11 protein-coding genes are annotated in these 14,384 nt (G+C 42.8%); 2 read left to right on the forward strand and 9 right to left on the reverse strand.

Annotated elements, in window-relative coordinates:
- Window positions 1–135: 135 nt before the first annotated feature.
- The 8 genes from EIP89_RS02805 to EIP89_RS02840 form a co-directional block, all read right to left on the reverse strand.
- The gene (locus tag EIP89_RS02805) at window positions 136–1,032 is read right to left on the reverse strand and encodes a Ppx/GppA phosphatase family protein (protein ID WP_124397145.1); all 897 of its coding nucleotides are present in this window, start codon (window positions 1,030–1,032) and stop codon (window positions 136–138) included.
- Window positions 1,033–1,095: 63 nt separating this feature from the next.
- Window positions 1,096–2,817 carry a single-stranded-DNA-specific exonuclease RecJ gene (gene recJ / locus EIP89_RS02810; protein WP_124397146.1) on the reverse strand — a complete coding sequence of 574 codons (1,722 nt, stop codon included), beginning with the start codon at window positions 2,815–2,817 and terminating at the stop codon, window positions 1,096–1,098.
- Window positions 2,814–4,004: a DNA-processing protein DprA gene (gene dprA, locus EIP89_RS02815; protein WP_160160501.1), complete on the reverse strand. Its 1,191-nt coding sequence runs from the start codon at window positions 4,002–4,004 to the stop codon at window positions 2,814–2,816. Before dprA ends, recJ begins: the two co-directional genes overlap by 4 nt.
- The gene (locus EIP89_RS02820) at window positions 3,932–4,696 is read right to left on the reverse strand and encodes an SDR family NAD(P)-dependent oxidoreductase (protein ID WP_124397148.1); all 765 of its coding nucleotides are present in this window, start codon (window positions 4,694–4,696) and stop codon (window positions 3,932–3,934) included. Before EIP89_RS02820 ends, dprA begins: the two co-directional genes overlap by 73 nt.
- Window positions 4,697–4,700: 4 nt before the next feature.
- Window positions 4,701–5,054, reverse strand: coding sequence for a hypothetical protein (locus EIP89_RS02825; RefSeq protein WP_124397149.1), 354 nt, complete (start codon window positions 5,052–5,054; stop codon window positions 4,701–4,703).
- 51 nt (window positions 5,055–5,105) lie between these two features.
- Complete coding sequence (locus EIP89_RS02830; protein ID WP_160160502.1) at window positions 5,106–6,296, reverse strand: ABC transporter permease; 1,191 nt, start codon at window positions 6,294–6,296, stop codon at window positions 5,106–5,108.
- 16 nt (window positions 6,297–6,312) lie between these two features.
- Entirely contained in the window at window positions 6,313–6,954 is a 642-nt protein-coding gene (locus EIP89_RS02835; RefSeq protein WP_124397151.1) for an ABC transporter ATP-binding protein, read from the reverse strand.
- Between the two features lie 26 nt (window positions 6,955–6,980).
- Window positions 6,981–9,722, reverse strand: a complete 2,742-nt coding sequence (locus tag EIP89_RS02840; RefSeq protein ID WP_124397152.1) for a T9SS type A sorting domain-containing protein — start codon at window positions 9,720–9,722, stop codon at window positions 6,981–6,983.
- Window positions 9,723–10,060: 338 nt separating this feature from the next.
- Between EIP89_RS02840 and EIP89_RS02845 the strand changes: the two genes are divergently transcribed.
- Window positions 10,061–10,480 carry a DUF2237 family protein gene (locus EIP89_RS02845; protein ID WP_245966087.1) on the forward strand — a complete coding sequence of 140 codons (420 nt, stop codon included), beginning with the start codon at window positions 10,061–10,063 and terminating at the stop codon, window positions 10,478–10,480.
- A gap of 75 nt (window positions 10,481–10,555) precedes the next feature.
- Complete coding sequence (locus tag EIP89_RS02850; protein WP_124397153.1) at window positions 10,556–11,866, forward strand: SLC45 family MFS transporter; 1,311 nt, start codon at window positions 10,556–10,558, stop codon at window positions 11,864–11,866.
- 146 nt (window positions 11,867–12,012) lie between these two features.
- Here EIP89_RS02850 and EIP89_RS02855 read toward each other — a convergent pair whose 3' ends face one another.
- Window positions 12,013–13,941: an SPOR domain-containing protein gene (locus EIP89_RS02855; protein WP_124397154.1), complete on the reverse strand. Its 1,929-nt coding sequence runs from the start codon at window positions 13,939–13,941 to the stop codon at window positions 12,013–12,015.
- Between the last annotated feature and the right edge of the window lie 443 nt (window positions 13,942–14,384).

Raw genomic sequence — 14,384 nt, forward strand, 5'->3', positions numbered from 1 at the left:
GCCGGGTTGCTGTTTAAAGACTACTCGCCTCACTTAAAATGTCTATGATGGCTCTAATTTACTTCAATTAAGGGTTTTATCAAAATAAAAAAGAAGGCGTCCTTTACTTTTTGGACACCTTCTTTTATTTTTACATCAGAGCTTTTCAACCAAGTCTTTGTATAGCTCTCTCACTATTCCATCAGCGAGTCCAAGTTTTGGCACGTAAATCCGATCAGCACCTGCCCAACGCATGACACTTAAATAAATTCTGCAGGCATGGGTTATTACATCCGCGCGGTCCGGATTTAAATCCAGTTTTAAGATTAAATCTTCCTTTGTAAACTTTTGTAAATAGTCGAACGTGCTTTCCAGATATTCTCGAGTGAGCGGTACACCCTGTGCTTTACCACTCATTTTGAAAATTCTATTGATGTTGCCTCCGCTACCTATCATCACTACATCTTCAATGGTATTGGTTTGGTCGCGAAGCCAATGCTTCATGGTATTCCAATCGTCTTCTTTTACCAACCCATTGAGCAGACGAACTGTTCCAATGTTAAACGAACGAGAGGCAGTAACAATACCTCTCTGAATAAGGGTAAGCTCCGTGCTACCACCCCCTACATCGATGTAGAGCACGTTGGGTTCTTGCTCGGTGAGTTTGGCGAGAAATTCGTTGTTTTTAATAAGTCGGGCTTCTTCTTCGCCGGTAATGATTTCAATGTGAATACCTGTCTCCTTTTTCACTTTGTCGATCACCTCTTGTCCATTGGCAGCATCGCGCATAGCCGATGTGGCGCATGCTCTGTAGGCCGATACTTCATTTACTTGCATCAGATATTTGAAGGCAAGCATGCCGGCGATGATCTTTTCCTCTGTCTTTTTTGAAATGGTATTTTTAACAAACGAGTCGCTCCCTAGCCGTATTGGCAGTCTTACAAGCGAACTTTTTTTAAAATAGGTCTCCTTTTGGATCTTAATGATGTTAGCAATTAGAAGTCGGATGGAGTTCGAACCGATGTCAATAGCCGCCAAGTGCTTGATCTTCATTGAAATATTTTTTTAATTTTTCAAAAATATGCTACGCTTCTAAAAGTGAAAATCCTCTCTACTTCAAGGGTGTAGCGCAATATCTTCTACTTTCAACTGAATACGGCGTTCGTTTCGAAAATCATTAAAATCAACGCGGTACATCACATCTACTGCCGAAGCGCTTCGGATTTGTTCAAAAAAATGTCCCTTTGAAAACCAAACGGCTTCCATTGTCGTGCTGGTCGTCTCTTCGTGCAGGTGCAATCGAATGTGGCTTTGATCAGCCCCCATCAGACAGCTACTGTCCAACACTTTTAATTTTCTGGAGACATATAGAGGAGATGGATTACCATAACCGGTGGGCTGTATGTGCTGAGTGGAAAGGCGAGTAAATTTTTCGTCGATCTGTGCCAAGCGAATTACGGCTTCAGCTACCAGCTTCCGTTGACGGTCTTCTAAGGTCGAAAAGTTATTGACCTGATGTTTGAATTCAGAAAAAAATTCTTCGAATTTCTCTGGAAGTACTGTAACACCAGCAGCCTGGCGATGCCCTCCGTACTGATAAATGTGATGTTCACATCTTTCTAATACATTGTAAATATCAACTGTCGGGATGCTGCGGGCACTGCCGACAAGTTTGCCTTGACTTTCGGTAAACACAATAGCCGGTCTGTAAAACTCCTCCACCAGGCGCGCAGCCACTATGCCGAGTACTCCTTTCAACCAGTCTTTCCCGTAGAGAGCAATAGCGTATTCATAGCGTTCTGGATTGGCCTTTACCATTGAAATAGCCTCGTTAGCTGTAAGGTCTTGAATGGATTTGCGCTCTGCATTCAGGTTTTCAATTTGGTCGGCAATTTCAGTGGCTTTCTTAGGGTCATCGGTAGTAAGTAGTTCAAGGGCTATATTAGCGTGATCAATTCTGCCGGCTGCATTGATGCGAGGCCCTAAGATGAAGCCTACGTGATAGGATGTTATTGGTCCTGTAATCCCTGATGAGTTTATCAAAGCCGCTAATCCCAATGTGGGTTTGCTGTTAAGCACTTTCAAACCGATTTTCATAAGTATGCGGTTTTCATCAGTCAGCGGAACCATATCGGCCCCAATGCTAACAGCCACTAAGTCAAGTAACTGGTAGAGTTGCCCTTTGTCAATACCGAATCGGTCGGCCAAAGCGCAAGCGAACTTAAAAGCTACGGCACATGCTGAGAGCTCTTTGTAGGGATATGGACAGTCGGGTCTCTTCGCATCGACTACAGCAACAGCAGTGGGCAATACGTGCCCTGGTGTATGGTGATCGATAACAATCAGGTGCATGCCCAGCTTTCGTATTTCGTCGGCCAGCTCTACGGATTTAATGCCGCAATCGAGGGTCACAATAGTGTGTACACCTGAGGACTTTGCGTGCTGAATGCCACTGAGGGTAAGCCCGTAGCCTTCGGTGTAGCGGTCGGGAATGTATGTAATGAAGTTGGTATAAAACGAACGAAAAAATCGGCTCATTAAAGCCACTGAAGTGGTGCCATCTACATCGTAATCGCCGTAAAACATGATTTTTTCACCGCGCTGAACAGCGAGAGCTAAGTGCTCCACCGCATTATCCATGTCACGAAAGAGAAATGGATCATACAAGTCTTCATAGCTCGGTTTAAAAAATCGTCGCGCTTGTTCGAAGGAGGTAACTCCCCTACTGAAGAGTAAAGCGGTGTATTCTGGTTCGAAATTGAGGGCTCGACTCAATTGGTGTATTTCTTCAGTAATTTCTTGATTGCGTATGACCCAAAGGGCATTTTGAATGCTCATAGTACTTGATACATTTTACCTGGTAATCCGATGATTGCACCTTTAATTTCTAATTCTGTAAGAATTGGAATAAGCTGTGAAATGGGCATATCGGCAGCATCGCGCAGCTGGTCGATGTGCATTTTATCGACCTGACGCAAGATGTCAAAAAGGCGTTGTTCTACTTCTGAAAGTTCTGGAAAGAGGCTAGTTTGAACTACTTTGACCTTTCCTTGCCCGCTATGTTCATCCCATTGCAACTTTTGCAATAGGTCATCTACCTTGGTGTACATGTAAGCTTTTCCCGAGTTAATCAGTGCATTTGAGCCTTCTGAATAGGTATCGCCAATGCGACCTGGCACTGCAAACACATCGCGTTTGAAGTTTCGAGCAAAATCAGCAGTTATCAATGCCCCGCCCGACTCCGCTGCTTCTACTACAATGATAGCATCGCTCATGCCTGCTACTATGCGATTGCGTACCGGAAAATTCTCTTTGTCAGGTTTTACACCTCTGAAATATTCTGATACTATACCGCCTTTTTCGATCATTCGATTGGCCACTGCGGTATGTGATGGCGGGTAAATACGATCTAAACCGTGTGCCACCACAGCTACCGTCGTCATCTCCGAATCAAGTGCTGATTTGTGGGCAGCTATGTCGATGCCGTAAGCTAAACCGCTTACAATACATACATTGTAGGGCTTTAGGTCTTCTACGATTTTTCTAGTCACATTCACACCGTAGGCAGTAGCCTTACGGGTACCGACGATGGCTACCATTCGGTGAGCGTTCAGGTTGACATTGCCTTTTACAAAAAGCATTGCTGGCGAAGCTGATACTGCTCGCAGCTTTTCTGGAAATTCACTAGCGTAAAAAGGCAGTAAACGGATGCTGTTTTTTTGCAGAAATTCCCATTCTCTGTCGATCGTCTTTTTTTCGACCTGAATGAATTCTTTTATGCGCTTTGCCAGTGTTTCTCCGATTCCGGGCGTTCGAGCTAAATCTTTTGATGAGGTTTTAAAAATTCCTACAGCTGTCTTGTGGTAAGAAATCAATGTTTTCGAAAGAGTATTACCTATGCCCGGCACAAGCTGCAGAGCTAAAAAGTGGTAGAGCTCCTCTTCGCTTAGCGTCATACCTGACTGCGATTGATCAACGTAGAAGTAGCCTGAGCTGTAGGCGTAAGCACAATGTCGTGAATGCACACATGCGGTGGCTGATGAATCACAAAGGCGATGCACTCGGCTATATCTTCGGCGGTAAGCGGCTGTATGCCGTGATACACTGCCTTGGCTCTATCGATATTACCCTCAAAGCGCACGATGGAAAACTCCGTCTCTGCCAAACCGGGAGAAATCTGACTAACGCGAATGCCGAATTTAAACAAGTCCTGGCGCATTCCTTTCGTGATGGCCTCCACAGCATGCTTGGTAGCACAATACACATGTCCACCGGGATACACTTCTTTGCCGGCCAATGAGCCTATGTTGACGATATGTCCTCTACCAGCCTTTACCATGTAGTCAGCAGCTGCCTTGCCCATGTACAATAAGCCCTTGATATTGGTGTCGATCATCTGATTCCAATGCTCGGGATTTGCCTGGTCAAATCGATCTAAGCCAAGGGCCAAACCAGCATTGTTTACTAATACATCTGGGGTCCCAAGCGATTCAAAGGCATTTTTTGTTTGCTTGCTTACCTCATCAGCATTGCGCACGTCGAGAATAAAAACTTCGGTTTTCGACCCCAACGCTTCGCATTGCTGGGCTACAAGCTCGAGTTTCTCTCTTCTGCGAGCAAAAAGGGCTAAAGTATGACCTTCTTTAGCCATCCTAAGCGCAGTAGCGGCACCGAACCCGGCACTTGCGCCAGTAATCCAAACAATTTTTTTACTCATACAATTAAATCACTCCCAGTTCTTCGAAATAGTGAATGACAGCCTCCTTCATCAGCCAGCTCTGTTCGCCGGGCTTTAGATATGGTAAGGACTGAACGAGCTTATAGTGTGGCCATCCTTCAGCATCTATACCTTCAAAGGCGTAATAGCCATAGGGCTCTAAAACTCTGCAAATGGCTATGTGCATCAGGTTTACCTTCTCGTCTTTTTTAAACTTTCGGTATCCTTTACCCAGCTCTTGCACCCCAATGAGAAATAGAATACCGTCTAAATCAATATCTTCACCTTGACTAAAGGTATCGCTGAGTTCCTTGACCAGCCGGTTCCATTTTTCGCGCAGTACATCACGGTCTGTCATATTCGTACAAAAATACTTACCTGAATACTTTAAACTCACTAAACTCTGTGTCTAAAATGCCTTTTGAATGGTTAATACCACAGATTGGGTGTAGGCCCGAATGGCTGGTAGAAGGGAAGCTACAAGACCTGTTATCAGTGCCAAAAGCATCAAAAAGACATCATCAGCCGACAAACCATATTCAAATCTGTATCGGAAAGCATTGACTGCATAATCGCTCAGCAACTTTTGACCCACTTTGGCTAATGCAATGCCTACAATTCCACCCATTAAGGAGATGATTAGACCTTCGCTCAAGATCAAACCAAAAATACCTAAAGGTCGATAACCTAAAACTCTTAAAAGCGATAACTCTTGTATTCTACTGCTAAGTGATTGAAATAGAGAAAATACCAAACTGACTATAGATAGGGCAATCAGCACAATTGCAATCCAATTCACAATTTCAACGCCTATTCCCATGAGATTAAAAACTCTATTAATTTCAATGGCAGGTAAAGCTGCCTGCATATTGCTGTTTTGGTTAATAAGTCGCGGCAGTGAGAAATTTGCCATTGGACCTGTGAATTTTACGAGAGCCAAAGTGATTTCTTTAGGCTCATCTTCTTGTGCATGGTCGTGTGAGTGCTCGTGATGCACCTCCCAAACGCTTTCAAGGGATGTAAAAATCAATTGGTCAGCTACCGTACCAGTATTTTTAAATATTCCGACTATTTTGTATGGGTGATGGTGGGCATCGTCGTTTCCGGCAGCCAATCCATGTGTTCCCTCTATTTTCTGACCTAAAGAGAGATTTAATTCCCTTGCCAAACGCTCACTTATGATGGCTTGCATAGGTTTCTTAAAGGGTTTTCCTTCAAGAATTTTCAAATCGTAATGTGCATAAATGGTGCTGTCGGTGCCCACAATTCGATAGCCCTGGTAATTGTCGCCCAGACTTAGGGGGATGAGTTCTTTCACCCACTGATTTTTTCGAAGTTCCTGAACCTCATCGAGGGGAATGTTTCCCGTAGGAGCATCAATGTGATAAATACCGCACAGCACCAGTTGCAGTGGGCTGCCTTTGGCTCCCACGATCATATCTACGCCCCGCAAATTCCCCTGAAATTGCGCTTCAACGTTGGAGGCAAAAAATCTCATGAGTCCGATCATTCCAATGCCAAAAGCCATGAGAAGAATGGAAATAAAGCTACGGGTCGGCGAATCGAGTATATTGAATAGGGCAAGCTTCAGATTTTTCATGCTCATTATTTTCTTCTTATTGCGAAACGTGATATACAGCGTCATCGCTGTTTACAATTCTCCTATCGTGTGTTACAACGACAAGAGAGGCATTCTGTTGGAGAGCTGTACTTTTTAATAAATCAATTACTTCAAGGGCATTTTCGTCGTCGAGTGCAGAAGTTGGCTCATCTGCCAAGACGAGTTTTGGCCGGTTCACCAAAGCGCGAGCTATTGACCCTCTTTGTTGCTCGCCTTGACTAAGCTGATGGGGTTTTTTGTGTTTTTTCTCTGAAATTCCAAGCTTCTCGAGCAAAAATTCGGCGTGAGCAGCATCAAAAGAAACATCAGCCGCATAGGCTGCCCATTTCAAATTTTCCCAGATACTCACTGACCTTAGAAATACATTTTTTTGAAACACAATACCAATATTTCTTCCTCTAAACACATCGCGCTTTGAAGGTGACAATTGTTGAAGTAATGTACCATTAATTACAATTTCGCCACTGAGAGGGGTCAGAAAACCTGCTAATAAATTCAGCAAGGTAGATTTTCCGGAGCCTGACCTGCCTAAAACGAATAGAACATCACCTTGATTAAGGGTAATATCACTGTAAGAAAAAACCACATCTTTTTGATACGTAAATTTAAGCGCGCGCGTTTCTACTACCAAAGTCATTTTACTTACCTTTCGAACAGCCGAAATTAAGGCTGACCGACGACAAATTTCAAAGCGTGTGCCTCTCCGGGTGAAGAAGAAAGGTACAGGATGTACATTCCGGGTGCCAGCGTTGATATATTGATCTGATATTGACCATCCAACCAAGTTCCTTCACCCCGAAATACCTTTCGGCCATCCAAAGCATAAATGGCATATTTTAGTTTACCTTCTTGCGAAGTTTTATTGCGAATAATCAGATATTCGGTTGCCGGATTAGGAAAAAGCGCATAGATAGATGATGAGGCTTCGTCGTTTTCATTTGGCAATCCGATGTTTGATGGTGCTTTTCCTTTAAAGAAGTGCATGCCTCCTGAGGCATTGCCAAGCAATACTTCAGGCCAGCCATCATTATCAAAGTCGAATAAAGCAGCAGCATTCAATTGACCTTCGACTAATTTTTGACCAAAGTCGTATAGAGAAGGTAACAGGGTAAAACGCATATCGGGTCGTATGTTGGAGGCTGTTTGATAAGGCATTTCGCACCCATGGGCAAATATGGTATTAAAGCCCTGAATGTTGCCATATGCATTTGACTGATAACCAGCATCATGACCTGTAAGCACTATATCTTGATTGGGTATGTTTTGCGAAAAACAGATTTCAATCACAAGATTTGATTTTCCATCCCACAGGAAGGAGTTGGTAAGCTGAACGGAATTCCAACCTTGCGAGAGAATGAGTGTTTGGTTAAACACCTCTCTGAAGCCCAAGGTATCGAATTGATTCAAAGCATTCAGCGTAGTGTTTTTCATTCGAATGCTGATACCTTGGCTTATGTAAAAATTTCCGGAAGACGTAACATTAAAACCAATATGTGTGATACGGCCTGCCACCAAACCAGCGGCCTTGAGGTCAGAGGCTCTGAATAAAATCTGATTTCTGCCGGTTCGACGGCTTGTGCCAAAGGGGGTTACATCTGCATTTGAGAGCGTGTGTGTTGAGGTTCCTATGGTTTGGGTGATTTGTTCGGGTTTTTGGGAAATGAGACTTAAGCTATCGTAAAAGTGTATGCCTTGACTTAAGCTGCCCACAGCTAAAAGCTTTCTACCCTGAAGTATGAAGTGCCGGGGCATGGCATATCCTTGAAAATCAAATTGGCCTCGCGTATCTACCCCCCCAAATCGAGCATTTACCAAAGTAAATTGAGGATTAGTGACTGTGCCCGTATTTCGGTAGTAAAGGAGGTAACCCGTACGATTGCCAACGAGCAAATCGAGCAATCCATCGCCGTCAACATCCACTACTTCAGGAGCAGCCCACTGCCCTACCTGAATTCCGGAATAGGCATTGACTGGTGGTGCCCATTGAGGGTTGAAAGCTGTACCTGTATTTTGAAAATACGAAAGAGTACCATCAGCCAGTCCGACGATCAAATCCAAATCGCCATCGCCATCCAAATCGCCCATCGCAGGATACAAATTTGCTGAATTAAGCTGCCAAGTATTGGCCAAATTGGTATCGCTCAGCACATAAGCAGGCATGCTGCCGGTGCTTACATTTTTAAAAAAATACAATCTGCCCCTATACACCGAGCTATCTATCTCATGCCCGTGATGACCAACGATTAAATCAGGTTTGCCGTCTCCATCCAAATCTTTAATAAGTGGATAGGCACCATATTCGAGATTGATCGTTTGATCTTGTAAAAAGGACTTTGTCTGAAGCTGAAACTGAGCGCCGGGTCCGGTGGCTACATTTTTAAGATACCACACGCTGTTTTTCATCTTCCCGTTGTACTGGCGCGGGCTCACGATTAAATCGCGCCTTCCGTCTTTGTCGATGTCGATAAATACTGGGGAAGGACTGTACGGTAAAAAGATGGGCGAACCTGATGGAAAAGCCGTGTCTTGAGAAGTCATCCATGCGTCCACGTTATTGACTCCAGTATTAAAAACTGCCGTGAGCGTAGGATAGTCTTCTTCGCTCATCAGCATGTCGAGGCGGCCATTGCCAGATAAATCGAATACAGCTGCATTTACTGCCCCTAGATGCTGTACCTTTTCCGGGATAATTACATTGTCGTAGAGCGAATTGATACTACAGGTCATTAGCTTCAGGGCTAGAAACAAATCGCTTTTTACAAATCCACCCCAACACAATTTCACTTGCTGAAAGTGTGTGGTACAGGGCTGAACTGCTCTGTGTAATTCAAATCGATCTTCAAAAACACTTTGATTAATGATGTCTAACCGATTGTCGCCATCGATATCGGCTATTACAGGTATAGACAGGGGGTTATTAAAAATCGTAGAACTAATGGTGCCGAACTGAGAAAAAAGGAAGTCTCCATTGGGATTTTTTGTGAACTGTAAGTTGCCGTTAGTACTAGAATTAAGATAAAGAAGAATTCCGGCAAACATGTTTCCTGTAAACAAGTCTTTTTTTCCATCGCAATTCACATCAGCCGTAATGATAAAACCGCGTAACTCAGGGATTTTTTTGCTGATCTCGTAATCATATTCAAACGTGTAATTTCCTGATGTTCCTTTTCTCAAGAATGCCATTGGCCTGTTGCCCATTCGATCAAGTGCCAGGAGGTCTTCTTGTCCATCGAAGTCGAGATCGATTTCGGCAAAGTGCATATGGCTCATACCCCCAATCCATGGTTGAGTCAGAGCATTTCCAGAAATCTGTACTGGTATATTCTTGAAGTATTCAAAATCAACTTGACCTAAAGAAAATTTTACAAAAATTAGGAAAAGTAAAATGCCTAATCGAAGACGCATCGCTATATGTACTTAAAAGTGCCTGAATATACGAAAGTATAACATGTAAAGTAAGTGACCAGCAGCCTCAGCTCTGTAAAAGTTGAGTAAGTGTAGCATAAAGGACATTAAAGTTTTCAAATTTTCAACTTTCTCAAATCATCGCTTTTTTTATAAATGATAGAATTTTATGTCAATAAAAGAATAAACCCTATTCATATTCAAAATCCTGATTGCCAAAAATGGCGGTAGATCATTAACTCCTTACAAAAAAAATTGCCTTTTGATTTAGAATAATTTTTTTGCACTTGTATTCGAAGATTCTCAAAAAATTCTTAGAATATCAAAACGCTTTACTTTTGAATACTATAAAAACGCGCAAAGCCATGATAGACTCTTCATTAAACATATTTGATCTCCCCCTGGAAGAATGTAGCAAAAAGCCGCTAACCGGATTTTTTAGAAACGGGTGCTGCGACACCGGCCCTGAAGATGTAGGTTGTCATACCGTGTGTGCGGTGATGACAGAGGAGTTTTTGCTATTTACCAGAAGATTGGGCAACGATTTAATCACACCTCGTCCAGAGTACAATTTTCCTGGCTTAAAACCCGGTGACCGGTGGTGCTTGTGTGCCTTGCGCTGGAAGGAGGCTTACGACGCAGGATGCGCTCCCTACATCATACCCGAAGCCACCCACAAAGCAGCACTGCGCTACATCGACATCGACATTTTAATACAATTCGCTTTGAAAAACAACACTTTAGATACAAATGGCTAAAAGTGTAGAAAATACACTTGCGATGTAAAAACTTTTTTACTTTAGGCCCCTGAAAAAAATGTTAAAGCGCTTTGTATGGCTCGTAAAGAGAAACCTCTTCTTTCGTTTTGGCAAATATGGAATTTGAGTTTTGGCTTTTTAGGCGTACAAATTGGTTACTCCCTTCAAAACGCTAATACGAGTCGCATTCTGTCAGCCGTGGGAGCCGATGTACATCACTTGAGCTTGTTTTGGCTGGCAGCTCCGATAGCCGGATTAATCGTACAGCCTATCGTAGGTCTCTCCAGCGATAAAACATGGACGCGCTTCGGCCGGCGTATTCCATTTATTCTCGGCGGAGCCATCGTATCGGCCATTGCCATGTTTTTTATGCCAAACAGCGAATACTACGCCCATCTGATGCCTCCTGTGATTTTTGGGGCCTTTATGCTGCTTCTAATGGATACTTCTTTTAATGTAACCATGCAGCCTTTCAGAGCCTTAGTGAGCGACATGGTACCAGATCGGCAGCGCAATCTGGGCTACAGCATACAGAGTTTTCTGATTAATCTTGGTGCAGTTTTAGGTAGTGTGTTACCGGCTATTCTCACATTTATAGGCATTAGCAATACGCCAGGCGAGGGCGAAAAGGTAGCCTCTACCGTCATTTGGTCGTTTTACATCGGAGGAGCCACACTTTTTCTCACTGTGATTTGGACGGCGATCAACACCCGTGAATACCCTCCCAAAGAATACGCAGAGTACAACGATATAGAAGACGACAAACCGCGCAGAAATTTCTTAAAACTTCTGACCAATGTGCCAAAAATTATGTATCAACTGGCAGTTACTCAATTTTTGAGCTGGTTTTCGCTCTTTCTGATGTGGGTGTACACTACCCAAGCCCTAGCTGAAAACATATGGAATACAACGGATGCGCAATCCAAAGAATTTAACGACGCAGGCAACTGGACAGGAATTCTCTTCGCTGCCTACAGCGTATTTGCTGCTCTTTACAGCCTTCTGATGCCTAAGCTTGCCGACAAATACGGAAGAAAAACCGTATATGCCCTTTCGCTTATTGCGGGCGGCATCGGCTTGATAAGTATTTTGCTGATCAAAAATCAATACGTCTTGCTAGTGCCAATGATAGGTATAGGTATAGCTTGGGCTGCTATACTTGCTATGCCCTATGCGCTACTATCATCCAAACTGCCCGCTCAGGACACAGGTGTATATATGGGTTTGTTTAATGCAACCATTACCATACCACAGATTATCGCTGGCCTTACAGGCGGATTATTACTGAGCCTGGCTGGTGGTGAAGCTGTATGGATGCTGGTGTTTTCGGGTATATCCATGACATTGGCAGGCATCGTTGCACCTTTCGTGATTAAAGAAGCTTAATCGCTTATTTGGCCTTCATAAGAATTTTCTGAAAATGTTTTAAGGCCTTTTAAAATTTTGATAAAAGGCTTGGTAATAAAACCGCTTTTGTATTAAGTCCAAAGCTTGCTGGGTGTTCCTCTTTTTCAAACAAATCACTAAAGAGCTTAAATTCTCAGCAGCCAAGCATCCGGATAAGAAGACTTAATGTTGGCTATGTCAGCTTTAGCTTCTCGCAGTGAGGCGTAGGTTTTCACTGCAACTCTGAAGTAAGGTGTTCCTGGAATTTTAACAATCTCAAATTCAGAGCGTCCGGCCACAAAAAGTTTTGCATTTTCTTCGCTTGTAAACGATGCTACGATCAATTTCCAACCTTGTCTGGCCGAGGTTGACCTGGCCGAAGACATACTTGAAGCAGGTGCTGCCTGGCTGTAAGAAGTATTGCCTACATTAGCTGTTGCATCTTTAAAGTAATCTCTACCACGCACAAAGGCTCCACTACGTGTAAGTACTACCAAACGGTCGATAAAAGCCTTCTGAGATACGTAGGGTTTTTCAGATTCTACGGGCGTATCTGATGGTTTTTCTTTTGGAGTTTGAAGGGTGGGCATGGTTCGCTGCTCTTTAGCAGTAGATGATTGTGCAGGTTTTTCTTCCGCTTTAGGAGTTTCTCTAATAGGTCTTTCTGTACTTTCAGAAGTAGGCGATGGCTCTTTTGAAGAGACAGCTGAGCTTGGTTTAGAATCTTTTTCTTTCGGACGTTCTTCAGAAGTGTTCTGACTTGTTCTTTCTTCTTTTCTAACTGGAGGAAGGGTTTGTTGGTTGTCTTCGAAAGTGATTTTTTCGCTAGATGGTGGTGAAGCTACTTTCGTTTCTTGAGCTAGCAAAGCTTGTATTTTTCTAAGCCCGTAGGGCAAAGGCGAAGAGGTAGGGTCAATTTTTAATTTCCGATCTGCTGGTTCGACTTGAGAGGAATTTTCTTCCGGAACAATCCCCCCTACTCTCCTTCTTAAGGCTCTTTTGGGCAGCGGTCGCAAAGTTGATCGGTCTATTCTGTCTTTTCTGAAATAATAATCATGTAGAATTTTTCGAACCAAAGGCTGATAATATTCCCAAAAGAATTTTCGTCGATCGTTGTAATCTTGATTGTTGTAAAACAACTTGCGTATGTAGGTAATGCCTCTGAAATAAGACGTAAGAAATCCAAAGGGGTTGTCGCTGTAATCGCCACAGAAGTAGAAGCGCAAACCCTCAGCAGAATCGCCGATTACTGCTGGGTAAATTTTGGGAATTCGATAGTACATCAGAAAACTGTCACCTCGTTCATTTGGATGCACCCTGTAGTTGGCGATTACATTTTCTTCAGCATATGGAATGACTACATCTTGCCAAAAGGGATATCTCAAATATTCAGGTAAACCATAGTATTGGGCATATTCTCTTTTGGTATTGATTACGGGAACTTCTGAAATGAGGTCGTCTTTTTTTGTCAATACAAATACTGTCCCGTTCTCATTTACATAGGCCAAACCTGGTCCTTTGTAATCCCATGGCCTGCCTTGAGACTCGTTGTGCAAACGAATCATCCACTTGGGAATGTCAGGATTTTTGGCCGTATCTAGTTCATCGTAATACCTCAATGTCCACCCTGTGTATCGAAACTGAAAGAGGTCTTCCAGCGCTTTCCGCATATCATAAGGCGTGGGTGAGGCTACAAGGTTAAACTCACCGATTAGCAGCTTGCGCTGTTGAAACATTTTTTCCATTACAGTAAGCTCAGAAATGTTTGCACCACCGTAAATGAGAGAAGAACGTTCGTTGATGCTACCTTTCTGATACCATTCATTCGAGTACACGCCATAGGCGTCAGTGTAGTAGAATGCGTCGTAATAATCAGCAATACTGTCAAGTTGCTCGTCATAGTAAAGGGTGAGGTCTTTTATTTTGAACTGTGGTCTGTTAACAGGAAAAAATCCCCAGTAGTCTTCTGATCTGATGTACCTGCTTTTGTCAGGCTTTACAAATCGGTTATAGTTAAGTACCCACATCAAACTCAAGTGCTCGTCGTAGGTGGTGCGCGAGACTGTTTTGTCCATTATAAAAATTCGTATGGACTTCTTTGGCCAGAAATACCAGAAAAGAAAACTCCATAATGGGGTGAAAATCAAAAGTATGACAATTATCTTCCTAAATAGATACTTTGTTCTTTTTGGTTTATCTTGAGAGGAAACGGCTGACTGAGTTTGAGAAGTACTCACTATTACCTTGTATTTACGCCTAAATTACCCTGGGTTTATTGAGAAAGTAAACCTTAATTATTAAATTTATCAATAGATGAATGTTGATAATCAGATGTATAACACCCGAATTCTTCTGTGTAGTACTACAAAGTTTTCAACAGAAAAGCAGTGATTTTTTCTTTCAAAAAACGATCTTGTTAATATCTCGTATGATGTTGAATTTAAAATCTTTATGCAATTTTTTTGCAGATTACATTCGTATTTTTCTTAATTTATTTTGAATTTGCTTTAATTTTTGC

Source organism: Thermaurantimonas aggregans, from assembly GCF_003851885.1.
Classification (GTDB): domain Bacteria; phylum Bacteroidota; class Bacteroidia; order Flavobacteriales; family Schleiferiaceae; genus Thermaurantimonas; species Thermaurantimonas aggregans.